Below are 23,581 nucleotides of genomic sequence, written 5' to 3'. Positions count from 1 at the left end.
CTCGCACCTCAGGGACCGGATTCGACCTAAGGACACACTGTGACTGACACGCCGATCGAGCGGGACCGGATCGAACCGGTCGAGCTGCAAGACGAGATGCAGCGCTCGTACATCGACTACGCGATGAGCGTCATCGTGGCTCGCGCGCTGCCCGACGTGCGCGACGGCCTCAAGCCGGTCCACCGCCGCGTCCTGTACGCGATGTACGACGGCGGCTACCGGCCCGACCGGGGTTTTTCCAAGTGCAGCCGCATCGTCGGCGATGTCATGGGCCAGTACCACCCGCACGGCGACACCGCGATCTACGACACCCTCGTCCGCCTCGCGCAGCCGTGGGTCATGCGCGCGCCGATGATCCTCGGGCAGGGCAACTTCGGTTCGCCGGGCGACGATCCGGCCGCCGCGATGCGGTACACCGAGTGCAAGCTCGCGCCCATCGCGATGGAGATGGTGCGCGACATCGACGAGGACACCGTTGATTTCAAGCCCAACTACGACGGCCGTTCCGAGGAGCCGACGGTGCTGCCGTCGCGTATCCCGAACCTGCTCGTCAACGGCTCGGCCGGTATTGCCGTCGGCATGGCCACCAATATCCCGCCGCACAACCTGCGTGAGGTGGCCGACGCCGCGCAGTGGGCGCTGGCGCATCCGAACGCCTCGCGCGAGGAGCTACTGGCCGCGCTCATGGAGCGGGTCAAGGGTCCGGACTTCCCGACGCACGCGCTGATCGTCGGCACCAAGGGCATCGAGGAGATGTACCGCACCGGCCGCGGCTCGGTCACGATGCGCGCCGTGGTGAACATCGAGGAGGACACCAAGGGCCGTATCCAGCTCGTCGTCACCGAACTGCCCTACCAGGTCAACCCCGATGCGCTCATGCGCAAGATCGCCGAGCTGGTCAACTCCGGGCGGCTGCAGGGCGTCTCGGACCTGCGCGACGAGTCCAGCTCGCGCGTCGGCCGGCGCATCGTCATCGAGGTGCGCAAGGACGCCGTGGCGCGCGTCGTGCTCAACAACCTCTACAAGTACACCGATCTGCAGAGCAACTTCAGCGCGAACATGCTTGCGCTGGTCGACGACGTGCCGCGCACGCTGAGCCTGGACGGCTTCGTCACGCACTGGATCACCCACCAGATCGATGTGATCCGGCGCCGCACCGAGTACCGGCTGCGCAAGGCCGAGGAGCGCGCCCACATCCTGCGCGGCCTGGTCAAGGCGCTCGACGCGCTCGATGACGTTATCGCGCTCATTCGCCGCAGCCCGACTGTCGAGGAGGCGAGCCTGGGGCTGCGCGAACTGCTTGACATCGACGAGCTGCAGGCCCGCGCGATCCTCGACATGCAGCTGCGCCGGCTGGCGGCCTTGGAGCGCCAGAAGATCATCGACGAGCTGGCCGAGTTCGAACGGCTCATCGCCGACTACAAGGACATCCTGGCCTCCGAGGAGCGGCAGCGGTCCATCGTCTCGACCGAGTTGGCCGAGATCGCCGACAAGTACGGCGACGACCGGCGCAGCCGCATCATCGCCGCCGACGGCGACCTGTCCGACGAGGACCTGATCCCCGACGAGGAGGTCGTCGTGACGATCACCGCCGGCGGGTACGCCAAGCGCACCAAGACCGACCTGTACCGGGTGCAGCATCGCGGCGGCAAGGGCGTGCGGGGGGCGCAGCTACGCGACGGCGACTACGTCGAGCACCTGTTCCCGACGACCGCGCACCACTGGATCCTGTTCTTCACCACGGCCGGGCGCGTCTACCGGGCCAAGGCGTACCACCTGCCCGAGGCTGGACGCGACGCCAAGGGCGGCCACGTCGCCGGACTGCTGTCCTTCCAGCCCGACGAGCAGATCGCGCAGGTGCTCGCGATCCGCGACTACGACCAGGCACCGTACCTGGTGCTGTCGACGCGCAAGGGCCTGGTCAAGAAGACCCGGCTGGCCGACTACAACAGCCCGCGGCAGGCCGGCGTCATCGCGATCAACTTCCGTGACGAGGACGACGAGCTGATCGGTGCCGAGCTGGTCGGTCCCGAGGATGACTTGCTGCTCATCTCCAAGCGGGCGCAGGCGATCCGTTTCCGAGCCGATGACGAGCAGCTGCGCCCGATGGGCCGGGCCACATCGGGCGTTACGGGCATGAAGTTCCGTGGTGACGACGAACTGCTGTCGATGGCGGTCATCCGTCACGAGGAGTCGGCCCGCGAGGAGACCGACGTTGCGGCTGAGGAGCGGCTGTACGTGTTCACCGTGACCGATGGCGGCTTCGCCAAGAAGACCTTCGTCGGCGAGTACCGGCTGCAGGGTCGTGGCGGTTTGGGTATCAAGGCGATGCAGATCAGCGAGAACCGCGGACGGCTTGTCGGCGGCCTCGTGCTGCGCGACAGTGACGACGTCATCAGTGTGACGGCTAACGGCCAGGTCACCCGGAGCCTGGTCTCCGGCGTGAATCCGACCGGCCGTGGCACCATGGGAGTCAGTTTCGTGAAGTTCAAGGGGGATGACCGCGTGGTCACGATCGCCCGGAACGCGGAGCTGGCATCTGCTGAGGGAGGCGACGCCTCCGAGTCGACCGAGGATGAGGCACAGGCGTGACGAAGCGCAAGCCCGGTGGCGGGACGAAGCCCGCCCCCCCGAAGCCCCTGCCCGAACCGGTGGACGTGTCGGGGGTGGTACCGCCTGCTGACGACCCGCCGGCCGACGACCACGTGGCCGTGGCCGCCGAGATCGAGTCCGAGGTGTCCGAGGTTCCGGCTACGGAGGAGTCGGGCGAGGCCGTCGAAGAAGGTCCCGAGTCGGTGGATTCCGAGCCGGAGCCGCGTCCGTCCGGCTCGGCCGGATCGTCGCCGTTGACTCGACCGATGACCGCAGCGGATTACGCTCGCACGGTATCGGAAGACCCGGCCTCGACGTCGATGTTCCCGCCAGTCACGCCGCCGGCCGAGGCCAAGGCGGCACCGAAGTCCTCCGGTTCGCCGGTCACGTCGGGGTCGAACCCCGGTCGGCAGGCGCGGTTGAGCCTGGTCCACGTCGATCCGTGGTCGGTGACGCAGTTGGCGTTCGTGGTGTCGACCGCACTCATGGTGGTCGCCGTGGTCGCAGTCACGGTCTTCTGGCTGGTCTTGAACGTCACTGGCGTCTGGGACAATCTCAACGATGCGATCAACTCGGTGCTCAGCAGCGAGGACGGCACCTTCGAGGTCAAGAACTACTTCGGCTTCACACGAGTCGTCGGACTGACGCTCGTGTTGTCGGCGATCAACGTCATCTTGATGACGGCGCTGGCTGCCGTCGGGACACGCCTGTACAACACCGCGACCCATCTGGTCGGGGGAATCCAGGTGACGTTCCGCGACCGGACCTGACCCGATGGGGTCAATACCGCAGCGGTGAGGTAGAGTTCAGCGCTGTTGCGGGCCTATAGCTCAGCTTGGTTAGAGCGCTTCCCTGATAAGGAAGAGGTCGCTGGTTCAAGTCCAGCTAGGCCCACGATCAAACCCGATGAGGGAGATCGCATGAAGAAGTTGACCGTGGTGGTGATCGGTGTCGCGGGCGTGGTGCTCACCGTGGCACGAGGCCGTCGGCCGCGACCGAATCCCTGGGCGGACGCCACCGACCGGGTTTGACGCCGAGGGGCCTTGGCGCAATTGGTAGCGCACCTGCTTTGCAAGCAGGGGGTTAGGGGTTCGAGTCCCCTAGGCTCCACCCAAAGTGTCTTACGGGAACACGCGACATCGGTAGATGACGGGTGTTCCCGTTTGGCGTTGTTACGGGTGATGATGTGGAGAAGGTAGTCGTCGTTGACGGCCGCGCATCACGCAGAGGAGGTGATACCCGTGAACGATTCGACATGGGTGCTCCTCGTAGGAGTTTCGGTCGGGCGATAGGTCGTCCGGGAGCGCCGCTAATCAGCAGCATTCCCCGAAGGCACGACCATGCACTTTACTTCTGAACGGTGTCTCGATGAGGGAACCGTCGAACGCGCGTTCACCCTCAATGGTGTCCCCGGGATTCTCTGGACGCCGCCCTCCGCATCCTCGACTGCACCAGTACCTGTCATGGTGATGGGACAGCCCGGCGGGATCGGGATGCACCGGATGTATCCCCGCCTGGTCGCGCGGGCACGAAGCGTCGCCACGCACGGGTTCTCCGCTGTCTGCGTCGAGTTGCCCGGTGCCGGTGACTGGCCGCGACTACCTGGCGCAGAGCAGGCGCGTGAGGTCACGATCCCGCTGCATGTGCTCCTGCAGTAGGACGACGAGGGCAACGACCGGCACACGGCCCTCGACCTGTTCGACGCCTTCGGGTCGAAGGAGAAGACGCTGTACGCCAACATGGGCGGCCACACCGGCGTCTCGCCGTACGCGGGCCAGGACGCCGCCCACTTCTTCGCCCGACACCTGTCTCCTTCACAGCAGCAGGCAATCACCGCACCGGACTGATCCGGCGTGCGCATGACCGAGGTCAGGTCAAATCCTGCGTCGGCCCCCAGCCTCACTGGGTCTTTGCCCAGACCGTGCCCCGGTGAACCCCGAACCGGGGCACCAGCGCGTTCACGCTCACGCCCTACGCGCAGGTTTTCGCATAGTGTCCACTTCGGTGTCTGTCAGCCGTGTTCGAGGTCGTTTCTTTGGTTCCGCCGACGCACCGATCAACGGGTCATCGGCCCTGGCCCCGTCCTCGGACTCGGCATCGGTGCGGATGCCCTGATTCCACGCGGAAGCGAGCCTCTCGACCCGCTGGCTGAGGCGCGAGCGAAGCGAGCCTCGAAGCCTGTCATGGGCGGGTCATTTCGAGGCTCGCAAGCTCGCACCTCAATGACCGGGTCCGCCTACTGGCGGAATCTCCAAGCCCCAGGTCTGAGGACGTTTCTCGGGAGAGAGGCGGCCCTGGCATGTCGGGGGACGGCACGGCCGATCCGCAGGCCGTGCAGTATGCGGGTGATCTATCGAGGAATAAACTTCTCGACATATTGATACGGCCCATAGCAGTTCGAGCAGTTGCTGAGCGTCGCGCGCACCCCGTACGACCCCGCCAACAGGTCGGTGCCCGCCTTCGTGGCCGCATACGGCGATGACGGGTCGTAGCCGCTCTCCTCGGTGAAACCGGCCCGGATCGTCCAGGGAGGCGCGGTTGCCGGCGTAGGTCAGCGCGTCGAGCACCGTCACCCGATGCGCGGTGTGCGCGCAGGTGCGGGCGAAGCTCACCCCGAGGAAGCCCGCGCCGCCGGTGACGATCACATGGGCCAGGGCCTGTCTCCCGTGATCGGCACGAATCGATCGATCGCGCAACGGTGCCGCCACGGCCCCGGAGTTGCCCACAGGTGTGGGTAAGCCTGAGGAAAACTACATCCATGTGATTCGATGACCGCCTGCATGCGCACGGTGCCGCTTCCCGCGCCGGTAGGATTCGGGCATGGATCACAACGCGCCCCTGTCCGTTGCCGACCCGGAGATCGCCGCGCTGATCGACGCCGAGTTGCGTCGCCAGCAGACGACGCTCGAGATGATCGCGTCGGAGAACTTCGCGCCGGTCGCCTCGCTGCAGGCCAACGGCAGCGTGCTGACCAACAAGTACGCCGAGGGTTATCCGGGCGCGCGTTATTACGGCGGCTGCGAGGTCGTCGACCAGGTTGAGCAGATCGCCATCGACCGGCTCAAGCAGCTCTTCGACGCCGAGTACGCCAACGTCCAGCCGCACTCCGGCGCCAGCGCCAACGCCGCGGTCCTGCACGCCATCGCCCGCGCTGGCGACACGATCCTCGGCCTCGACCTGGCCAACGGCGGCCACCTCACGCACGGCATGAAGATCAACTTCTCCGGCCGCCTGTACAACGTCGCGGCGTACCACGTGGACGACGCGGGCCTCGTCGACATGGACGAGGTCCGCAGCCTCGCTCGCGAACACCAGCCGAAGGTCATCATCGCCGGCTGGTCGGCCTACCCGCGCCAGCTCGACTTCGCCGCCTTCCGCGATATCGCCGACGAGGTCGGTGCCTACCTGTGGGTCGATATGGCGCACTTCGCCGGCCTCGTCGCCGCCGGCCTGCACCCCAGCCCGCTGCCGCATGCGCACGTCGTGTCGACCACGACGCACAAGACCCTGGGCGGCCCGCGCGGCGGCGCGATCCTCAGCAACGACCCCGACGTGCCCAAGAAGCTGCAGTCGGCGGTGTTCCCCGGACAGCAGGGCGGTCCGCTGGAACATGTCATCGCGGCGAAGGCCGTCGCCTTCAAGATGGCGCTGGAGGACGGATTCGCCGACCGGCAGCAGCGCACGCTGGAGGGCGCCAAGCTCATCGCGGACCGCCTCATGCAGCCCGATGTCGCTGCCGCGGGCGTCTCGGTCCTGTCCGGCGGTACCGACGTCCATCTGGTGCTCGTCGACCTGCGCAACTCCGAGTTCGACGGTCAGCAGGCCGAGGACCGGCTGCACGAGGTCGGCATCACGGTCAACCGCAATGCGGTGCCCAACGACCCGCGCCCACCGAAGGTTACCTCCGGCCTGCGGGTCGGCACTCCGGCGCTGGCCACGCGCGGCTTCGGTGCCGAGGAGTTCGCCGAGGTCGCCGACGTCATCGCCGAGGCGCTCAAGCCGGACGCCGACCTGGAGGCCCTGCGCAAGCGCACTGCGGTCCTCGCCGAGGCGTTCCCGCTGTACCCCGATCTCCCGCCCGTGGCCTGACTCGTGTCCGTGCGGCTGTGGCTGCGCCCGCGCATGTGGGGGCTGCATGCCGTCGCGGTGATCGTGGCGGTGTTCTGCCTGGTCGGCGGATCGTGGCAACTCGGCGTGTACGACCAGCGCCAGGAGCACGAGCGGGCCGACCGGCGTGAGGTGCCGACGGTGCCACTGGCGGAGGTCTGGTCCGCCGGGGAGCCGTTCCTGGAGACGATGAACCACCGGCCGGTGACTGTGACCGGGACTTTCGGCACCGCCGACGAGCAGCGCTGGGTCTCCGGACGCGAGCAGGACGGGCGCGACGGCTACTGGCTGCTGACGCCGCTGGTGGTCTCGCCCGGACGGGCGGTGCTCGTCGTGCGGGGATTCGCCGAGGACAATGGGGCGCTGCCGGAGCCGCCGACCGGCGAACACACGTTGCGGGTGGTGCTCGAACCGGGCGAGCCGGTCGCCGCCGAGACGCCGGCCGATCCTCGCGTGGTCGCCTCGGTGCGGGTCCCCGCGCTGGTCAACGAGCTGCCGTACGCGCTCTTTCCCGGTTTCGGGATCAGTACCACCCCCGAGGTCGCCGGCGGCCTGACCCTGGTCGACGTACCCGCCCCGGAGGTGTCGTGGACGGTGGGCCTGCGCAATCTCGCCTACGCCGCCCAGTGGTGGGCCTTCGCCGCCTTCGCCGTGTTCATGTGGTGGCGCATGGGCCGTGACCTGGTCGCCGCCGAGCGCGCCCGGCGCGAGCAGGCGGCCGGGACCAGTGCGGCCGGTCGCCCTTCGAGGCTCGCAAGCTCGCACCTCAGGGACCGATAGTCTGGCGTTGTGAATGACCCTGACGCCCCGAAGCCCGGACCGCTGCTGGCCTATCAGGTCATGGCCACCATCGTCGGCCTCAACCTGCTCGTCGTCATGGCGGGCTTCCTCGGCAAGTTACTGACCGAACAAGGATCCTGGTGGCACCGGCACCAGGACACCTTCATGGTCATCGACCAGGCCCACGGTTTCTTGTTCATGGTCCTGCTGGTGCTCATCGCGATCCTCGCGTCGCGGCACCGCTTCGCCCCGGCGTTCACGCTCACCACGATCCTGCTGGCCTGCGTGCCGTTCGTCAGCTTCTGGGCCGAGCGCCGCACCACCAAGGCCGTCCAGGCCAAGACCGCCGCATAAGAGACAGCACCCATAGGCAAAACCGGTGATTGAGGTGCGACGAGCCTCGAAACGACGACCCCGCAGGCTTCGCTCTTCTAGGCTCCTCGTTCCTCGTCGCACCTCAGGACCCGGCTTGACCGCCTGGGGCCTCACCTCAGCCAGCGGACCGGGACTACCTCGACACGGTCGTGCGCATGGGTTCCGTGGGCCTGATCCGGTCCCGGTCAGCGGCCGTTGAAGGTGGCTTTGCCGGGGCCGTTCTCCAGGAACGAGACCATGCCGCTCTGCAGGTCCTCGGTGTCGAACAGTTCCGCAGCGATAGCGGTCGTGTGCGCGTCGGCCTGCGCCACGCCTCCGGCGGCGAAGTGCCGCAGGATCTCCTTGGCCGCCCCGAACGCCTTCGTGGGGCCGGTCGCGAGGTGGTCGGCGAACCGCAGCACCGCCGCGTCGAAATCCTCATCTTCCAGAACCCGGTTGACGACATTCCAGCGCTCCAGCGTCGCCGCGTCGTACAGGTCGCCGCTGAAGACGAACTCTTTGGCGCGCGCGGTGCCGGCCCGCTCGGCGAACCGCTGGGTGCCGCCCATCGTCGGTGTCAGGCCGATGACCCGCTCCACCAGGCCGAACTTGGCCCGAGGCGTCGCCATCAGGACGTCGCAGGCCAGGGCGATCTCGATGCCCCACGTCAATGTCAGCCCGTGCGCGGCGAAGATCGTCGGATACTCCAGCGCTGCAAAGCGGTGCGTCAACGTGAGCATGTGGTCATACAGGTCGAGCGTGTCGGCCTTGGTCTTACGCGCGTAGAACTGCGCGACGTCGACCCCTCCGGTGACGAGCTTGCCGCTCGCGCGCACGATTAGCGCCCGCGGAGGCGCGGCGTCGAGCCGGTCCAGGGCCTCGTCGAACTGGGCGTGCAACTCCAGCGTGTAGAGGTTGAGGTCGCCATTGGCGAAGGTCATCACGGCGATGTCGCCGTGCCGTTCGATCTCGACGCTCATGCCCGCTCCTGCGGGTCGTAGACGCCGCCGCGGTCGGCGGTGGCCAGGCCGATGACGGTCGCGGCGAGGCCGGCGAGCGCGAGGAACAGCAGAATGCGACGAGAGAGGGGCTTCATAGGGACGATTATCGCGCAAATCACGTCCGACGTGCCGAGCGTGGGTGACAAATGGGGACCGTGGGGCGTGGGACAATGAACGAGGATCGTTCCCCCCGAAAGGATTCCCGTGGTTGCCCAGTTGATCGCCACCTTGCACACCAATCTCGGCGATATCCAGATCGAATTGTTCCCCGATCACGCGCCGGCGACGGTTGAGAACTTCGTCGGCCTGGCCGAGGGCACTAAGGAGTGGGTCAATCCGAAGTCCGGGTCGGTCAGCACCGAGCCGTTCTACGACGGCTTGGGCTTCCACCGCATCATCTCCGGATTCATGATCCAGGGCGGCTGTCCGCTCGGCACCGGCACCGGCGGACCGGGCTATGAGTTCGCCGATGAGTTCCATCCGGAGAAGAAGTTCGACCGCCCCTACCTGTTGGCGATGGCCAACGCCGGGCCGGGCACGAACGGATCGCAGTTCTTCATCACCGTCGGCGCGACCCCGTGGCTCAACCGCAAGCACACGATCTTCGGCGAGGTCACCGACCCGTCCAGCCAGAAGGTCGTCGACATGGTCGTCGAGGTCGACACCGACCGCTTCGACCGCCCGGTCAAGCCTGTCGTGGTCGAGAAGGTCAGCATTACCCGCGCGTGAGCGTCTGCTACCGCCACACGGGGCGGGAAGCCTACATCGCCTGTCAGCGGTGCGACCGGTCGATCTGCCCGGAGTGCATGCGCGAGGCGGCGGTGGGATTCCAGTGTCCCGAGTGCGTTTCGTCGGGGGCCAAGGCGGTGCGCCAGCCGCGCACGGTGGCCGGGGGAGCGCTGCCGGGCCACGCGGGGGTGGCGACGCTGGCGCTGATCGGCGTGAACGTGACGATCTTCGTCCTGACCGATCTGCTCGGCTTGCGCGACCTGGAGGTCTACGGTTCGCTGGTCGGAGACCTGGTCGTCTACGACGATCACCTGATTGACGGGGTGGCCGGCGGCGAGTATTGGCGGCTGGTGACTTCGGCGTTCCTGCACGTGGGCGTCCTGCATCTGGCCTTCAACATGCTCGCGCTGTATTTGTTCGGGCCGTTCCTGGAGAACGTGCTCGGCACAGTGCGCTTCGCGGTGTTCTACCTGGCGGCGGCGTTGTTCTCCGGGGCGGTCGTGTACTGGCTGTCCGGCCCTCACACGGTGACGGTCGGTGCCTCCGGCGCGGTGTTCGCGCTGTTCGGCCTGGCGCTGGTGGTGCTGTTGAAGGCAGGACAGGATGTGCGCACGCTGATCGTGCTGCTGGCGATCAACGCGGTGATGAGCCTCCAGGGCGGCATCAGCTGGCAGGGGCACCTGGGCGGTTTCGTCGCGGGGGTGCTGTTCGGCCTGGCGCTGGTGGTGGTGCCGCCGCGCCGCGGGGCGCTGGCACAGGGTCTCGGGGTGCTGCTGCTCGTCGCGGTGGCCGCAGGCATCGTCGTGCTGCGCACCGCGTCCCTGACGGTCTAGCCCCGCCGGTCGTTGTGACCGGTGTGACGCGGGAGGCGCTAGTTATCCACAGGGGTTATGCACACTGTGCATAGTTACACCGGTGTCATTACCCGCCGGTAGGTCCGCTGGCTGGGTGCGTAGGCCGCAAGCGGTCGGAGCCGGGTCCTGAGGTGCGACGAGGAACGAGGAGCCTCGAAGGGCGAAGCCTGCCGTGGGTGGGTCATTTCGAGGTGTGCTGCGCTCGCACCTCAATGACCGGACCCGCCTACTGACGTAAGTGCCTACTCCCACTTGGTCGCGAAACCGAAGGCCGCGACGATGAAGCCCATGCCGACCACGAGGTTCCAGTTGCCGAGGTCGGTGATGACCGGCAGGTCGACCTCGGTGTTGGAGATCGTGTAGAAGGTCACGATCCACAGCAGGCCGATCAGCGCGCTGGCGATCATCAGGTGCGGGGCGTAGCGCCAGCCCAGGCTCGCCCCCGGTGCCGGCTCCGGGCGCGTGCCCGAGGCAACCCACGAGCCGGCCAGTAGTAATACCGCAGCGATGGCCCAGTTCCAGTTGCCGAGGTCGGTGACGAACTGCGGGATGTGCGGACCGGGCAGGTTCGTTTCGATCGTGTAGAACAGCCAGGCCACCAGCCAGCCGGCTCCGAGCACACCCAAGACGATGGCGGCCGGATGCCACCAGCCGCCGCGGAAACGTGGGGTCGAGGAGGGCTTCGTGCTCACAGGTATACCTCTGGTCTCGGTGGTGAAAACAACAGTGCGCATCGGCGGACCGAAGCGGTGCCTCCGCTAGCGTAGTCACCGCACCGAGACACCGGGAGATCGGCATGGCAGAAGTGGATTCGCGCGCGTGGCGGATCGGGGCGCTGTGCGTCAGCGTGTTGACCGGGTACGTTTTCGTGTCCAGCGCGGTCACCTCGCGGGGTTCGGATCTGCGCTCGGTCGGCGGCGACATCAGTACGTTGCTGCAAGATCGTGCCCGCCAGGTCGAGGTCAAGCGATCAAGCGCCACCGCGCTGGAGGATCAGATCGCCGATCTCTCGGCCGCCGTCGGGTCGCCGGAGCTGGAACAGCTACTCGCTGCGGCCGACGACGCCGCTCTTGCCGCCGGGGTCGAAGTGGTCAGCGGATCGGGGATGCGCGTCACGCTGACCGACGCGCCGCGCTCGTCTGACGACGACGCAGTCGACCCGAACCAACTCGTCGTCCACCAGCAGGACATCCAGGGATTCGTCAACGCTCTGTGGGCCGGCGGCGCACGTGCGGTGACGTTGCAGGGGCAGCGGCTCGTGTCGACGTCGGGTATCAAGTGCGTCGGCAGTACGGTGGTTGTTGACGGCGTTCCGTACGCGCCGCCCTACGTCATCGAGGCCATCGGCACTCCGTCGAAGTTGCAGGCCGGTCTCGATGGCTCGGCACAGGTCGAGGTGTACCGCGAGTACGCGCGCAAATACGGCCTCGGTTTGCAGACCGAGACCAAACCGTCGCTCGTCGCCCCGGCCTATACCGGCCAGGTCGCACTGCAGCACGCCACCGTCCTCCAGGACTGACGAAGCCTGCCGCAGGCGGGTCATTTCGAGGCTCGCAAGCTCGCACCTCAATGACCGGTCCGGCCGCAGGTGGCGTCAGTCGCCGGAGTCAGTGGTGCTGGTACCCGTTCCAGCCGAGACGGTCAGCGAGATCGACGAGTCCGAAGACACCTTCGAGCCAGCCGTCAGCGACTGCGCGATTACCGTACCGGCGGTTTCCGAGGACGTCGGATCACTCTGCTGGGCGATCTTGGACACGTCGAAGCCGGCCGAGGTGAGCGTCGACTTGGCAGCTTCGATATCCATACCCTCGATGTTCGGCACAGTGATCTGGCCTTTGGAAACGATGAGCGTGATGGTCGTATTGGGGTCGACCATCGTGCCGTTCGGCGGATTGGTCTGGATGACCGTGTCCTTCTGCTTTTCGGAGTCACGGTCCTCCCGGGTCACCTGTAGGCCAAGGCCCTGCAAGGTGGCCGCAGCCTGGTCATAGGTGAGATCACGAACATCGGGCACCTCGACTGGTTCGGGTCCGCTGCTGACGATGAGCGTGATCTCGCTGCCCTCGTCAACTTCCTGGCCGGCCGCCGGGTCGGTGGTGATAACCGACCCCTCGGGCACTGAGGCGTCTGCGCGGGTCTCCTGCTCGCTAGCGACGGTGAATCCGGCCTCAGTGAGTCGACCCGTGGCCGCTTCGACTGTTTGCCCGGCGACATCGGGCACCTCGACTTGGGCGACATCCGGGGTATCGGGCTCGGTGAGCTTCCAGATACCGAAGCCTGCCGCGATCAGCAGCAAGACGACGAGCGCGCCGATGGCCCACCACTTACCTTTGCCGCTCTGCTCGTCCTCCTCCGTCGGCAGCGCGCGGCGGGCACCCGGATCGCGCGGGGGCGGGGCGACCGCCGGGGCTACCTGCGTGGCACCGACCACGGGAGCGGTGGTGGTCGGGGCATCGACACGGTGGCCGGCCACCGCTCGGTCGATGTCGCGGCGCATGTCGGCGGCCGACTGGTACCGGTCGTCGACTCGTTTGGCGAGTGCCTTGGCCACGATGTGATCGATCGTCATCGACACCTCGGGATTGAGTTGCGACGGCGGCCGGGCCTCCTCCCGTACGTGCTGGTAGGCCACCGACACCGGGCTGTCGCCGACGAAGGGCGGGCGTCCGGTCAGCAACTCGTACAGCACGCAGCCGGTTGAGTAGATGTCGCTGCGCGCATCGACGGTTTCGCCACGCGCCTGCTCGGGCGACAAGTATTGCGCGGTGCCGATGACCGCAGCGGTCTGCGTCATGGCCGAAGAGGAGTCCGCGATGGCCCGCGCAATGCCGAAGTCCATGACCTTGACCTGGCCGGTGGGTGTCAGCATGACGTTGGCCGGCTTGATGTCGCGGTGGATGATGCCCGAGCGGTGGCTGTAGTCCAGCGCGCTCAGAATATCGGCGGTGATCGTCATCGCCCTTTCGGGCAGGATCTTGCGGCCGTCGCGCAACACCTCGCGCAGCGTCTGGCCCTCGACCAATTCCATGACGATGTAGGGGATCGATGTGCCCTGGGCGTTCGGTGCCTCACCGGTGTCATACACCGCGACGATGGAGGGATGGTTCAATGCGGCGGCCGACTGGGCCTCGCGGCGGAACCGCTCCTGGAAGGTCGGGTCGGAGGCCAGGTCGGCGCGCAACTGCTTGACGGCCACCGCGCGCCCCAGGCGCAGGTCGGTGCCGATCCGGACATCGGCCATGCCGCCGCGGCCAAGAACCTCGCGGAGTTCGTAGCGGCCGCCGAGGAGCGCGGGGTTGTGCGATTCGGTCATGTGGGTCATTCTCCCAGAAAGTCGAGGGCGAAGGGGCCGAAGTCGGCGGGGATCTGTGGTGCGTCGGAGGCTCGGGTCATCATGGTGTCAGCAACGCCTCCATGACCGCGCGGGCGATCGGTCCGGCGAGTCGCCCGCCGGAAATATCGTCGGTGGCCTGGGCCGATTCGACCATGACGGCCACGGCCACCTGACGGTCGCCGGACTTGGCATAGGAGGCGAACCAGGCGAGGTTCGGCAGGCCGCCGCCGCGCTGGGCGGTGCCGGTTTTGCCGCCGACCTCGACACCATCGATGCGCGCCGACGAGGCGGTGCCCTGTTGGACGGTACTGACCATCATCTGCTGCAGCATCGCGGCCTGATCGGGAGTCAGCGCGGTGCTGTACTCCTCGCCGCCGTCTGCCTCCTCCAGCACCCGCAAGCTCGGGTCACGGACCGTTTCGACGAGGTAGGGCTTCATCACGACGCCGTCGTTGGCGATCCCGGCCGCGACCATGGCGATCTGCAGCGGAGTGGCGGCCACCTCGAACTGACCGATGCCGGACTGCGCCAGTTGCGGGGCCTCCAGGTCGTCGCCGCCCTGGGTGAACCGGCTCGCCGAGGAGGCCACCTGCTCGATGACCTTGTCTCCGAAGCCGAACTTGGCGGCTTGCTCGGCCAGCGCGCCCTGCCCCACCTGCATGGCCAGTGAGCCGAAACTGACGTTGCACGAGACGTTGAGCGCATGCTCCAAGGTGATCTGCTCGCCGCCGCAGTTTCCGCCGCCGGCATTCGGCAGCGTGTAGTCCATGCCGGGGAAGGTCAGCTGAGAGCCGCCTTGGACGATCGAGGAGGGGGTGAGGTTCAAGTTGGCGATGGCCGCCGAGGCGGTGACCAACTTGAAGGTCGACCCCGGCGGGAAGATCTCCTGAGTGGCCCGATTGCGGGTGGGTTTGTTCGGATCGGCGTCTAGCGCCGCCCAGGTCTGACGGACTGCGGCGAAGTCGTGCGAGGCGAGCGCGTTGGGATCGTAGGACGGCTGGGAGACCATCGCCAAGATCGCGCCGGTCTTGACGTCGAGGGCGACAGCGGCACCCTTGGTTCCCTCGGGCATGGCGGCCAGTGCGGCGGCGGCGGTGCTCTGCGCGACCGGGTCGAGGGTCAACTCGACGCTGCCGCCCTTCGGCTGGTTGTCGGCCAGCAGGTCGACGACCCGGTTGACGAACAGCCGGTCGTCGCTACCGGACAGGATCGAGTTCTGACTGTTCTCGATGCCGGAGCGGCCGTAGGTGTAGGAGAAGTAGCCGGTGATCGGGGCGTACAGCGGGCCGTTGGCGTAGGTGCGCTGGTAGACGTACTGGTCGTTCGACGGCACGCTCTCGACGATGGGTTCGCCGCCGACGAGGATGGCCCCGCGTTCGCGGGAGTATTCGTCGTCGAGGACACGCTTGTTGTTGGGCCGGGCGTTGAGATCGCCGGCCTGGACGTACTGGATCCACGTCGCATTGCCCATGAGCGCCAGGAACAGCACCAGGCAGGCGATGGCCAGGCGGCGGATCGGGGTGTTCACAGCTTCACCACCTGGGTCGCCTCGTCCTCGGTGACCGGGCGGACGCTCGGTGCGGGGCGCCGGGTCTGGTCGCTGATACGCAGCAAGATGGCGATGATCGCCCAGTTCATCACGATGGATGACCCGCCTTGGGCGAGGAAGGGCGTGGTCAGGCCGGTCAGCGGGATAAGCCGAGTGACACCGCCGATGACCACGAACACTTGCAGCGCGAGCGAGATCGCCAGGCCCGCCGCGAGTAGTTTGCCGAAGGCGTCCCGGCAGGTTAGCGAGATGCGCAGGCCGCGCTCGACGATGAGACCGTAGATCAGCAGGATCGCCATGATCCCGGTCAGGCCCAACTCCTCGCCCATCGAGGCGGCGATGAAGTCCGAGAAGCCGAACGGCGTGGATTCCGGGCTGCCCTGGCCCCAGCCGCGGCCGAGGAGTCCGCCGTGGGCCAGCCCGTACAGGCCGTTGATGACCTGAAAGTTGGTGTCGGGATCGTCGAAGGGGTGTAGCCAGGCGTCGAAGCGTGCCCGCACGTGCCCGAAGCGCAGGTAGCCGAACCAGGCCCCGGCGACGAACAGCAGGCCGCCGACGAGCAGCCAGCCGGGCCGTTCGGTGGAGATGTACAGCAAGACGACGAACAGTCCGAAGAACAGCAGTGACGAGCCGAGGTCGCGCTGCAGCACGAGGATGCCGATGCTGATGAGCCAACCGAGGATGATCGGTCCGAGGTCGCGGGCCCGTGGCAGGTCGATACCCGCGACGCGGCGGCCGGCCAGCGCGAGAACGTCTCGCTTTTGGGCGAGGTAGCTGGCGAAGAAGATCGCCAGGCAGATCTTGGCGGCTTCACCGGGCTGGAAGCTGAACGGGCCGAGGCTGATCCAGATGCGCGCGCCGCGGATGTTCTGGCCGAGGCCCGGCAACAGCGGCAGGATCAGCAGCACGAGGGCCGCGAGACCGAAGCTGTAGCCGAGGGTCTGTAGTCGCCGATGGTCACGCACGACGAGCAGCACGGCGGCGAAGGCCAGCAGGCCGAGGGCGGTCCACATGAGCTGGTTGGGTGCCAGGCTGCCCCAGTGGTCGCGGATCTCGCGGTAGCCGAGGTCGATCCGGTAGATCATCGCCAGGCCGAGGCCGTTGAGGCACAGCACGAGTGGCAGCAGCACCGGGTCGGCATAGGCCGCGAACCGGCGGATCAGCAGGTTCGCCGCGACCGCGACCGCGATGAGGGTGATCGACAGGCCCACCACTCCGGCCGGCACGCGCCCTTTCGCGCCCAGACCGACCGCGCAATAGGCGAAGATCGCCAAAGCGACAGCCATGACGGTCAAGACGAGTTCGGCACCGCGGCGTTTGCGCGGCATCCAGGCGGCCTCGCTCACTGCGTCACCACCGCCGGGGCTGTGGAGGGGGTTGTGGTGGGCACGGTCGGCGAAGGGGTCGGGCTGGATTCGGGCGCGGCTTCGTCGCGCAGGTCGTCGACGATTTGCTCGGCGTCGTCGAGGCTGTTGGCCTCGATACCTTCGCGGATCTGGTCGCGCTGGTAGGAGGGGAGGTCGTCGACGTCGAGGTCGGTGACCGATTCGAGGTGCTTGAGCGTAAGCAGCGGCAGATCGACGTTGACGCCACGGTAGATAGCGACGTAGCCGTCGTCTTCGCTGACGAAGTACTGCTCTTGGCTCCATTGGTAAGCGAGCCAGCCGGCGGCACCGATGGCCAGCAGGACGGTGAGGATCGACGCGGCCCACCACAGAGCGCGCCAGCGAGACGGGGGCCGTGGCGCGTAACGAAGTTCCTCAGGATCGACCGCCAAGCTTGCAGTGGAGTCGTGCAGGTCGACCTCCGCACTGATGCGCGGCTGCGGTGCCTCGGCAGCTGCGCCGACGAGGTGCGGCCGACCGTCGGCGCAGGAAAGGCCCGAATCGGCTTCGGCACGGGCGTCAACCATCTCGCCGATGACGACGGTGACGTTGTCGGCCCCGCCTCCTTCGAGGGCCAGGCGCACCAGTTCGGTGGCGGCCACGTCGATGGAATCAGCGGCGAGCGCCTCAGCGATGAGGTCGTCGGTGACCATGTCGGACAGGCCGTCGCTGCACAGCAGGTAGCGGTCGCCCTCGCGCGGCTCCAGCCAGGAGTAGTCGACCTCCAAGTCGTCGCGGCCGAGCATCGCACGCAGCAGCAGGGAGCGGTGCGGGTGGTAGCGGGCCTCAGCGGGGGTGATGCGGCCTTCGTCGACGAGGCTTTGGACGAAGGTGTGGTCGGTGCTGAGTTGCGTCAACTCGCCGTCGCGCAGGCGGTAGGCGCGTGAATCGCCGAGGTGGGCCACGGCGAACCGCTGGCCGTCCCACAGCATCGCTTCGATGGTGGTGCCCATGCCTTCGACGGCTGGATCGGCCTCGATGAGGTCGCCCAGGCGGCGGTTGGCGGCGTCGACGGCCTCGCTCAGCCGGTCGAGTGCGTCGTCGTCGGTGCCAGAGTCGGCGCGCCGGATGACGGTGACGGCTGCTGACGAGGCGAGGTCGCCGGCCGCTGCGCCGCCCATGCCGTCGGCCAGCAGCAGCAGGTGCGAGCTGGCGTAGCCGGAGTCCTGATTGTTGGAGCGCCGAAGTCCGACATCGGTCAGGGCCGTGTAGCGCAGGGCGAGGTGGTGGCTCATCGTCACTTCCGCAATTCGACGATCGTCTTGCCCAGGCGGACTTGGGTCCCGAGGGTGATCGGAACGGGATTGGTGATCCGCTGGCTGCCGATGAACGTGCCGTTGGTGGAGCCGACGTCATCGACGAACCACTCCTGGCCGTTGGTGGAGAAGCGCGCGTGGCGGGTCGAGACGTAGTCGTCGTTGAGTCGGATCGCGGCGTCGGTTCCGCGCCCGAGCAGGATCGGCTCGTCACCGAGCGGGACGCTCTGGCCGGCGTTCGGGCCGGAGACGATATAGAGAGTCTGGGGGGTACCGCGCTGGGACTTGCGGGGCTTGCGGGGCGCGGCGGCGGGAGGGGTGACACGTTTCTTGGGCGTCGAAGCACTGCGAGCCGCAGGTGGTTTGGGCACCTTGGTGCCGAAGATGTCAGTGCGGATGACCGAGACGGCCGACAACACGAAGATCCACAGCACCGCCAGGAAGCCGAGTTTGATCAGCGTCAGCGTCAGTTCCGACATCACGACGGGTCCTCCCGAGGGGTGAGCCGGACGAGGATGGTGGTGTTGCCGAGGCGCAGTTCGGATCCGTCGGGCACTGGCGCCGAGGAAACGCGATGGCCGTTGAGGATCACACCGTTGGTCGAATCGAGGTCCAGGACGGTGATCTGGACGGCCTCCCCGGTGTCGTGGATGCGAATCTCGCAGTGCCGCCGGGAGATGCCCGGGTCGTCGATGCGCAGGTCCGATTCCGAGCCGCGGCCGATGACCAGGCCGGGCGGGGTCAGGGGGTGTCGGGTGCCGCCGATCTCGAGGCGGGCCTCGGCGTTGCGGGCTGCGGAGTCGCTCACGTCGGTACTGGCGGCTGAGCGCACCGAGGCGTTGGTGCGGCTGCGGACACGGAAGCGGCCGGTGCCCAGTTCGGGGGCCTCGGTGAAGGAGATCGTCAGGGGTCCGGCGAGGGTGTAGCGCTGCTCGTGGACGTATTCGCGGACGAGGGTCGACAACTCGTTGGTCAGTGTCTCGCCGAAGGGGACGAGCCGTTCGTGGTCGCTCGGGGATAACTCGACGGTGAAGTCGTTGGGTACGAGCCGGCGGTGGCGCGACAGAATCTGCGCGCTGTTGTCGATTTCCCGCTGGAGGGCCGCAGCGATCTCGACCGGCTGGACAGCACTGCGGAAGGCGCGCGCGAACGCGCCGGTGACCACACCTTCGAGCCGCTGCTCGAAGCGCTGGAGCACTCCGGCCATGACAGCCCCTTTCCCGTTGACGAGTCGTGTGCCACCCTGATCGTATCGACACCCGCTCCACGGTGTCGTTGACCGGTGCTAGACTCACTTCCCGTTCGGCGTTGCCGGACGATGTCGCGCGAGTGGCGGAACGGCAGACGCGCTGTCTTCAGGTGGCAGTGTCCTTATGGGCGTGGGGGTTCAAATCCCCCCTCGCGCACGCGACGAAGATCGGTGGGAAGGTTCGCTCCTTGAACCCTCCCACCGATCTTCATTTCCTGGGCCGGTGATGTGAGGAGAACGCGCGGGTCCCCCTCACGCTTCGTATCGATCTCAGGTCGGGGCGACGACATCCAGGCCGAGTGCGTGGCAGGACTCCTGCATGCGCAGGTCGTAGGTCACGACGGCGTCAACGCCCAGGCGGACCGCCACGGCGAGATGGATCGCGTCGAGGGACCGCAGGCTCTGCCCCGGCAGGAGTCCAGCCTCGCGGAACACCGACGAGGAGAGCTCGAACAGTGAGACGCCGGCCAGCACAGCCGACACCATGGATTGATCGAGAGACTCCACGTGCTGCGCTGCCCGCCGCACCTCGGTCTCCAGGAGCCAGCAGCCCACCAGATCGCCGTCGAACCCGTCAAGGATTGCCGCGAGCGCCGCAGACTCGTCCTCCTCCAGGACCAGTTTCAAGGCGGCCGATGAGTCCAGCAGCCAGCGGCTCATCGCTCCCCTCGGAGGTCATCGAGCACGGTCTGTGACGACAACTCGGCGCGAACACGGCGAAGGCCGGAGAACGACACCCGCAGGCGCGCGGGGCGCTCGCATCGCAGGGTGTCTTCGGTCATGGGCACCAGTCGGGCCACCGGGACGCCGCGGCGCGTCACCGTCAGGGACTCGCCGCCCTCGACGCGGCGGATCACCTCGGCGTTGTCGTTGCGCAACTCGCGCTGACTGATCGCCTCCATGCCCCGAATGTAGCACCCTGTAGCACTTCTGAGGCGGCGCGACTGGCGAGAGGCACGGAAGCGGCTCAGCGGTGGGCGGTGCGGAGCCAGGACAGGAGCGTCAGCGCGACGACGACGCAGATGGCTGCGGCGGGCAGTGCGGTCCAGCGCCGCGAGAGGTCGCCGTCGCTGAACAATCGCGTGGCGATGCAGCCGATCCCCGTCAGCGCAGCCACGGGGACCGCCGGCGTCCGCCAGCCGAGCGCTGCGGCGATCACGGTGCCGACGGCCAGCAGGCCCACGCCCCAGATGACCATGCCGATCGGGTCCATGATCCGACCCTAGCCCGACGCGCGCCGCGTAGCATCGGGCGCATGGCTTCTGCTCCTCGCGTGGTGACCGACGTCGACGGCCCTGTCGCCCGGGTGCGGCTCAACCGTCCCGGCAAGCTCAACGGCGTTGACTTCGGGATTCTTGACGGTCTCCTGGCGAGCGCGTCGCAGCTGTCCGCGAACCGTGACCTGCGGGTCGTGCTGTTGTCGGGCGAGGGCGACTCGTTCTGCGCGGGCCTGGACTTCCCCGCCGTGATGAAGCAGCCGCGACGGGTCGCCCTGGGCTTCGTTCCCAACCCGCTGCGCGGCACGAACCTGTTCCAGCAGGCGCTGTGGGCGTGGCGTCGCCTTCCGGTACCGGTCATCGCGATCACCCGCGGGCATGTCTTCGGTGCGGGTATCCAGTTGGCACTCGCGGCCGACTTCCGGTTCACGACGCCGGACGCGAAATGGTCGGTGCTGGAGGCCAAGTGGGGCCTGGTGCCGGACATGAGCGGCACGATCCCACTGGTCGAGCAGGTGCCGTTGGACCTGGCCAAGCGGCTGACGATGACCGGCGAGATCTTCTCCGGGGAGCAGGCTGCCGCGTGGGGACTGGCGACGGGCTGCGATACCGATCCCGAGAAGCTCGCGCTCGACCTGGCCGATCAGCTCATCGCGCGTTCACCGGATTCGGTCAGCGGCACCAAGCGGCTGCTCAACGAGGCCGCGCGGCGTAGTGTCCGCGCGCAGTTCGCGCTGGAGCGGCGGCTGCAGTTCCACATGCTCCGATCGGCCAATGCCAAGATCGCCCGGAAGGCCGGTACCACGGGCGAGGCTCCCGCGTTCGGCCCCCGCACCCTGCGTTAGCTGTGATGCCCTGATGACGTAGCCACGAGGGAGAAGTTCGACCCCGGATCCGCAGTCATCGAACTCAGGTGGGGGCACGGCGTGGGGTCAGTTCTCAGTCCCGAGGCTATATGGTGCATGTTCATAGAGATTCCGCCAGTAGGTCCCGTTGGCTGAGGTGCGAGCGAGGAACGAGCGAGCCTCGAAGCCTGCTGTGGGCGGGTCCCTTCGAATGTGCTGCGCTCGCTCCTCAGGGATCGAGGTTCACCTATGGGAGCATGTTCTTAGTCGGACTCGTTCTCGTGTGAGAGTTCGGCCATCACGTTGCCGACAAGTGCGGGTACGTCGATTGCATCGGGCGCGGGGCGCACGCGGCCTTCTGCGTAGGCGAGACGCGCCGCCGCGAGGTCCGCCAGTCGAACTGCCTGAATCACTATGACGCGGCGAAGTCCAGCCGAGACTTCACCGCGCTCATGAGCGACGGCTGCGACTCTGGCGAGTGTCTCGGCCCTACGAGCAATGCGCACGTCGGGATGCTCTCGATCTTCACGCATGTCCGGGGGTATGAGACCGAAACGGTATGACGCGGGCAAGGCGACGGGCGTTGAGACGGGGAGGGATCTTCTCGTTGAGGATGGCCTGGTACTTCGAGTTCTTGATCGCGTTCACATAGACCGAGTACTCGATCGCATCGAGTTTCGACTTCCTGTCAGGGTCGGTTCTGAGGTCCTCGATGGGGTACAACTCCACGTCGGCGACCTCAAATGGATCGAGAATGCGGTAGGCAAGGGTGTCGGAGCGCTGACCGCGGAGGTGTCGTCCGATCCTCGTGCCGAAGTCTTCCCGCGTCTGCCCGACGTAGATCGGCTCGCCGTCGTAGTCGTAGAAGGCGTACACGCCGATGCACTTGTTGAGCTTCTTGCTGCTCGCCGGGTCGACTGTGTCGAGAGCCTCTGTGAGTAGTTCGCGAAAACCCTGCACGAAGCGAGTTGGCATCGACTTCTTCGTCGGCGGCCTCTTGTCGGATTCGTTGTAGCTTGCGATGCCCCTGCTACCCATTGACGGCCTCCTCGTTGACCGACTCTCCGGGCGCCATGTGGCCGCGCACGAGGGGCATCAGATAGTTCTCTGCAAGCCAGGACACGACAGGGACGGCCACAGCGTCGCCGAAGCCAAAAAATGCCTGGTTGGTGCGCGCCTTGCTCAGGTCGTAGTCATCGGCACCCATAAGGCGTGCGTATTCACGGGGTGTCATCCAGCGAACCTGGAGACGATTGTTTCCAAGCCGCACGACGGCCTGCTTGGATGAGCCGCCACGGGCAGTGCGCAAGCATCCGGAAATGTCGTCCGGACGGACTTCCCATACCGCGACCCCGTTGCGCGTGCGACGGTAGGCCGTCCGGTACTTGACCCCACTACCTCTCTTCAATTCTGCGAGTCGCGCGGATTGAGTTGAGGAAAGAGAGGAGACGAATGCGCTAGTTCGAGCACTGTCCCACCAGCGCTCGTCCGTCAAAGGAATGTCCTCGATGACTTGACCCAGCCCTTGTGTCTTCGGCGCAGGGGGTGTTGGGATCTGAGCGCGATGGGTTCTCAGCGATTCGTCGCCGAAGACCCATTGAAGCCAGTCGGGTCGCAGTTCAGAGTTGGACTCGGGCACGTCAGTGGGCGGGTTCTTGGCTCCGACCAAGAACAGGCGAGGTCGTGATTGCGGGAGGAATCGCCTGGCATCTATGGACAGGACATCAACCGAGTAGTCGAGTTCGTTGAAGGCACGGATCGCCGCTGTCAGATCATCACCACCATGCGACGTGGCCAGGCCAACGACGTTCTCCAGTACGACCACCGGTGGGCGGTGGCCTTCGAGCTCTTGAAGAAGGCGCACGAAGTGCCAGAACGTCCCAGATTGTGTGCCCGCCAGACCTGCCCGTGAACCTGCAAGTGAAAGATCGGTGCAGGGCGACGATGCCCAGGCGAGTGCGGTGTCCCGTGGCAGATCAGCGGCCGGAACCTCGGCAATGTCACCAAGCGAGAAGGTGTGGCCGGCGGACTCGCCAAAGTGCGCGTCGTACATCGCCTTCTTGTCAGGTTCGTAGTCGTTGGCCCAGGCGACCCGGAACCCCGCCGCTTCCAGCCCTATGCGAGCGAGGCCGATCCCAGCGAAGAACTCCAGCACGCGCGGCCGGGCGGCGTCGATCAGGGTCACGTTTCCCATATGAGCACCCTAGGGCGTGTTGATCAAGTGGTTTCGTCTTCGCATGGGTGAGTCTTGAACGGTGATGCGGCAGGAGATCTCTGACGAGGTGTGGTCGGTGATGGAACCGTTGATGCCGACGGTGACCGGGAGGTC

At 66.9% G+C, this 23,581-nt stretch carries 23 protein-coding genes, 3 tRNA genes and 1 pseudogene; 13 read left to right on the top strand and 14 right to left on the bottom strand.

The window, feature by feature from the left end:
- Positions 1 to 39: 39 nt before the first annotated feature.
- The 5 genes from gyrA to QM597_RS01250 all read left to right on the top strand — a co-directional run bounded on the left by gyrA (position 40) and on the right by QM597_RS01250 (position 4,250).
- Complete coding sequence (gene gyrA, locus QM597_RS01270) at positions 40 to 2,592, top strand: DNA gyrase subunit A (protein WP_415003065.1); 2,553 nt, start codon at positions 40 to 42, stop codon at positions 2,590 to 2,592.
- Positions 2,589 to 3,362 carry a DUF3566 domain-containing protein gene (locus tag QM597_RS01265; RefSeq protein WP_415003064.1) on the top strand — a complete coding sequence of 258 codons (774 nt, stop codon included), beginning with the start codon at positions 2,589 to 2,591 and terminating at the stop codon, positions 3,360 to 3,362. Before gyrA ends, QM597_RS01265 begins: the two co-directional genes overlap by 4 nt.
- A gap of 49 nt (positions 3,363 to 3,411) precedes the next feature.
- A tRNA-Ile gene (locus QM597_RS01260) sits at positions 3,412 to 3,486 on the top strand.
- A 143-nt stretch (positions 3,487 to 3,629) separates the two neighbouring features.
- Positions 3,630 to 3,702: transfer RNA gene (locus QM597_RS01255), tRNA-Ala, on the top strand.
- A 392-nt stretch (positions 3,703 to 4,094) separates the two neighbouring features.
- On the top strand, positions 4,095 to 4,250 hold the full coding sequence (locus tag QM597_RS01250; protein WP_415003063.1) for a hypothetical protein: 156 nt from the start codon (positions 4,095 to 4,097) through the stop codon (positions 4,248 to 4,250).
- A gap of 695 nt (positions 4,251 to 4,945) precedes the next feature.
- Here the strand turns inward: QM597_RS01250 and QM597_RS01245 are convergent.
- Positions 4,946 to 5,246, bottom strand: a pseudogene (locus tag QM597_RS01245) (NAD-dependent epimerase/dehydratase family protein); the annotation flags it as partial.
- A 166-nt stretch (positions 5,247 to 5,412) separates the two neighbouring features.
- Here QM597_RS01245 and glyA point away from each other — a divergent pair.
- The 3 genes from glyA to QM597_RS01230 are packed head-to-tail and all read left to right on the top strand — an operon-like array spanning position 5,413 to position 7,833.
- Positions 5,413 to 6,681, top strand: coding sequence for a serine hydroxymethyltransferase (glyA, locus tag QM597_RS01240; RefSeq protein WP_415003062.1), 1,269 nt, complete (start codon positions 5,413 to 5,415; stop codon positions 6,679 to 6,681).
- Positions 6,682 to 6,690: 9 nt separating this feature from the next.
- A complete protein-coding gene (locus QM597_RS01235) occupies positions 6,691 to 7,479 on the top strand; it encodes an SURF1 family protein (protein WP_415003061.1) in 789 nt (262 codons plus the stop codon).
- Positions 7,480 to 7,488: 9 nt separating this feature from the next.
- Positions 7,489 to 7,833 (top strand): DUF3817 domain-containing protein, encoded by a 345-nt coding sequence (locus QM597_RS01230; RefSeq protein ID WP_415003060.1) that lies wholly within the window; start codon positions 7,489 to 7,491, stop codon positions 7,831 to 7,833.
- Between the two features lie 206 nt (positions 7,834 to 8,039).
- Here the strand turns inward: QM597_RS01230 and QM597_RS01225 are convergent, their stop codons facing one another.
- On the bottom strand, positions 8,040 to 8,813 hold the full coding sequence (locus QM597_RS01225) for an enoyl-CoA hydratase/isomerase family protein (protein WP_415003059.1): 774 nt from the start codon (positions 8,811 to 8,813) through the stop codon (positions 8,040 to 8,042).
- 225 nt (positions 8,814 to 9,038) lie between these two features.
- Here QM597_RS01225 and QM597_RS01220 point away from each other — a divergent pair, with 225 nt between their 5' ends.
- Both QM597_RS01220 and QM597_RS01215 read left to right on the top strand, forming a co-directional pair.
- Entirely contained in the window at positions 9,039 to 9,563 is a 525-nt protein-coding gene (locus tag QM597_RS01220; RefSeq protein ID WP_415003058.1) for a peptidylprolyl isomerase, read from the top strand.
- Positions 9,560 to 10,396 carry a rhomboid family intramembrane serine protease gene (locus tag QM597_RS01215; protein ID WP_415003057.1) on the top strand — a complete coding sequence of 279 codons (837 nt, stop codon included), beginning with the start codon at positions 9,560 to 9,562 and terminating at the stop codon, positions 10,394 to 10,396. Before QM597_RS01220 ends, QM597_RS01215 begins: the two co-directional genes overlap by 4 nt.
- Positions 10,397 to 10,659: 263 nt before the next feature.
- Here the strand turns inward: QM597_RS01215 and QM597_RS01210 are convergent, their stop codons facing one another.
- Positions 10,660 to 11,109: a cell division protein CrgA gene (locus QM597_RS01210; RefSeq protein WP_415003056.1), complete on the bottom strand. Its 450-nt coding sequence runs from the start codon at positions 11,107 to 11,109 to the stop codon at positions 10,660 to 10,662.
- Between the two features lie 104 nt (positions 11,110 to 11,213).
- Between QM597_RS01210 and QM597_RS01205 the strand changes: the two genes are divergently transcribed.
- Complete coding sequence (locus tag QM597_RS01205; protein WP_415003055.1) at positions 11,214 to 11,936, top strand: DUF881 domain-containing protein; 723 nt, start codon at positions 11,214 to 11,216, stop codon at positions 11,934 to 11,936.
- 75 nt (positions 11,937 to 12,011) lie between these two features.
- Here the strand turns inward: QM597_RS01205 and pknB are convergent, their stop codons facing one another.
- The 6 genes from pknB to QM597_RS01175 all read right to left on the bottom strand — a co-directional run bounded on the left by pknB (position 12,012) and on the right by QM597_RS01175 (position 19,148).
- Positions 12,012 to 13,730, bottom strand: coding sequence for a Stk1 family PASTA domain-containing Ser/Thr kinase (pknB, locus tag QM597_RS01200; RefSeq protein WP_415003054.1), 1,719 nt, complete (start codon positions 13,728 to 13,730; stop codon positions 12,012 to 12,014).
- 79 nt (positions 13,731 to 13,809) lie between these two features.
- The gene (locus QM597_RS01195; RefSeq protein ID WP_415003053.1) at positions 13,810 to 15,279 is read right to left on the bottom strand and encodes a peptidoglycan D,D-transpeptidase FtsI family protein; all 1,470 of its coding nucleotides are present in this window, start codon (positions 15,277 to 15,279) and stop codon (positions 13,810 to 13,812) included.
- Positions 15,276 to 16,646, bottom strand: a complete 1,371-nt coding sequence (locus tag QM597_RS01190; RefSeq protein WP_415003052.1) for an FtsW/RodA/SpoVE family cell cycle protein — start codon at positions 16,644 to 16,646, stop codon at positions 15,276 to 15,278. The genes QM597_RS01195 and QM597_RS01190 overlap by 4 nt, the downstream gene beginning before the upstream one ends.
- Positions 16,643 to 17,920, bottom strand: coding sequence for a BofC C-terminal domain-containing protein (locus QM597_RS01185; RefSeq protein WP_415003051.1), 1,278 nt, complete (start codon positions 17,918 to 17,920; stop codon positions 16,643 to 16,645). The genes QM597_RS01190 and QM597_RS01185 overlap by 4 nt, the downstream gene beginning before the upstream one ends.
- Positions 17,921 to 17,922: 2 nt before the next feature.
- Positions 17,923 to 18,420 carry an FHA domain-containing protein gene (locus QM597_RS01180; RefSeq protein ID WP_415003050.1) on the bottom strand — a complete coding sequence of 166 codons (498 nt, stop codon included), beginning with the start codon at positions 18,418 to 18,420 and terminating at the stop codon, positions 17,923 to 17,925.
- Positions 18,420 to 19,148, bottom strand: coding sequence for an FhaA domain-containing protein (locus QM597_RS01175; protein ID WP_415003049.1), 729 nt, complete (start codon positions 19,146 to 19,148; stop codon positions 18,420 to 18,422). The genes QM597_RS01180 and QM597_RS01175 overlap by 1 nt, the downstream gene beginning before the upstream one ends.
- 116 nt (positions 19,149 to 19,264) lie before the next feature.
- Between QM597_RS01175 and QM597_RS01170 the strand changes: the two genes are divergently transcribed.
- Positions 19,265 to 19,347 (top strand) — tRNA-Leu (locus QM597_RS01170).
- Positions 19,348 to 19,460: 113 nt separating this feature from the next.
- Here QM597_RS01170 and QM597_RS01165 read toward each other — a convergent pair.
- The 3 genes from QM597_RS01165 to QM597_RS01155 all read right to left on the bottom strand — a co-directional run bounded on the left by QM597_RS01165 (position 19,461) and on the right by QM597_RS01155 (position 20,403).
- A complete protein-coding gene (locus QM597_RS01165; RefSeq protein WP_415003048.1) occupies positions 19,461 to 19,850 on the bottom strand; it encodes a type II toxin-antitoxin system VapC family toxin in 390 nt (129 codons plus the stop codon).
- Positions 19,847 to 20,092, bottom strand: coding sequence for a type II toxin-antitoxin system Phd/YefM family antitoxin (locus QM597_RS01160; RefSeq protein ID WP_415003047.1), 246 nt, complete (start codon positions 20,090 to 20,092; stop codon positions 19,847 to 19,849). The genes QM597_RS01165 and QM597_RS01160 overlap by 4 nt, the downstream gene beginning before the upstream one ends.
- A 65-nt stretch (positions 20,093 to 20,157) precedes the next feature.
- Positions 20,158 to 20,403 (bottom strand): hypothetical protein, encoded by a 246-nt coding sequence (locus QM597_RS01155; protein WP_415003046.1) that lies wholly within the window; start codon positions 20,401 to 20,403, stop codon positions 20,158 to 20,160.
- A gap of 42 nt (positions 20,404 to 20,445) precedes the next feature.
- Here QM597_RS01155 and QM597_RS01150 point away from each other — a divergent pair, with 42 nt between their 5' ends.
- The gene (locus tag QM597_RS01150) at positions 20,446 to 21,252 is read left to right on the top strand and encodes a crotonase/enoyl-CoA hydratase family protein (RefSeq protein WP_415003045.1); all 807 of its coding nucleotides are present in this window, start codon (positions 20,446 to 20,448) and stop codon (positions 21,250 to 21,252) included.
- A gap of 525 nt (positions 21,253 to 21,777) precedes the next feature.
- Here the strand turns inward: QM597_RS01150 and QM597_RS01145 are convergent.
- A complete protein-coding gene (locus tag QM597_RS01145) occupies positions 21,778 to 22,290 on the bottom strand; it encodes a GIY-YIG nuclease family protein (protein WP_415003044.1) in 513 nt (170 codons plus the stop codon).
- The gene (locus QM597_RS01140; RefSeq protein ID WP_415003043.1) at positions 22,283 to 23,446 is read right to left on the bottom strand and encodes a DNA cytosine methyltransferase; all 1,164 of its coding nucleotides are present in this window, start codon (positions 23,444 to 23,446) and stop codon (positions 22,283 to 22,285) included. Before QM597_RS01140 ends, QM597_RS01145 begins: the two co-directional genes overlap by 8 nt.
- Positions 23,447 to 23,581: the final 135 nt, after the last annotated feature.

It is taken from the genome of Aeromicrobium sp. (assembly GCF_047607065.1).
GTDB lineage: Bacteria > Actinomycetota > Actinomycetes > Propionibacteriales > Nocardioidaceae > Aeromicrobium.
Note: the sequence above shows the minus strand (reverse complement) of the source record. Positions and strands in the feature narration are given on the sequence as shown.

What these genes read in the sequence shown, in the direction of transcription:
- QM597_RS01250 (WP_415003063.1), top strand. Translation starts at nt 4,095, where the DNA reads ATGTATCCCCGCCTGGTCGCGCGGGCACGAAGCGTCGCCACGCACGGG.
- glyA (WP_415003062.1), top strand. Translation starts at nt 5,413, where the DNA reads ATGGATCACAACGCGCCCCTGTCCGTTGCCGACCCGGAGATCGCCGCG.
- QM597_RS01225 (WP_415003059.1), bottom strand. Translation starts at nt 8,813, where the DNA reads ATGAGCGTCGAGATCGAACGGCACGGCGACATCGCCGTGATGACCTTC.
- QM597_RS01205 (WP_415003055.1), top strand. Translation starts at nt 11,214, where the DNA reads ATGGCAGAAGTGGATTCGCGCGCGTGGCGGATCGGGGCGCTGTGCGTC.
- pknB (WP_415003054.1), bottom strand. Translation starts at nt 13,730, where the DNA reads ATGACCGAATCGCACAACCCCGCGCTCCTCGGCGGCCGCTACGAACTC.
- QM597_RS01185 (WP_415003051.1), bottom strand. Translation starts at nt 17,920, where the DNA reads ATGAGCCACCACCTCGCCCTGCGCTACACGGCCCTGACCGATGTCGGA.
- QM597_RS01180 (WP_415003050.1), bottom strand. Translation starts at nt 18,420, where the DNA reads ATGTCGGAACTGACGCTGACGCTGATCAAACTCGGCTTCCTGGCGGTG.
- QM597_RS01175 (WP_415003049.1), bottom strand. Translation starts at nt 19,148, where the DNA reads ATGGCCGGAGTGCTCCAGCGCTTCGAGCAGCGGCTCGAAGGTGTGGTC.
- QM597_RS01165 (WP_415003048.1), bottom strand. Translation starts at nt 19,850, where the DNA reads ATGAGCCGCTGGCTGCTGGACTCATCGGCCGCCTTGAAACTGGTCCTG.
- QM597_RS01160 (WP_415003047.1), bottom strand. Translation starts at nt 20,092, where the DNA reads ATGGAGGCGATCAGTCAGCGCGAGTTGCGCAACGACAACGCCGAGGTG.
- QM597_RS01155 (WP_415003046.1), bottom strand. Translation starts at nt 20,403, where the DNA reads ATGGACCCGATCGGCATGGTCATCTGGGGCGTGGGCCTGCTGGCCGTC.
- QM597_RS01150 (WP_415003045.1), top strand. Translation starts at nt 20,446, where the DNA reads ATGGCTTCTGCTCCTCGCGTGGTGACCGACGTCGACGGCCCTGTCGCC.
- QM597_RS01145 (WP_415003044.1), bottom strand. Translation starts at nt 22,290, where the DNA reads ATGGGTAGCAGGGGCATCGCAAGCTACAACGAATCCGACAAGAGGCCG.
- QM597_RS01140 (WP_415003043.1), bottom strand. Translation starts at nt 23,446, where the DNA reads ATGGGAAACGTGACCCTGATCGACGCCGCCCGGCCGCGCGTGCTGGAG.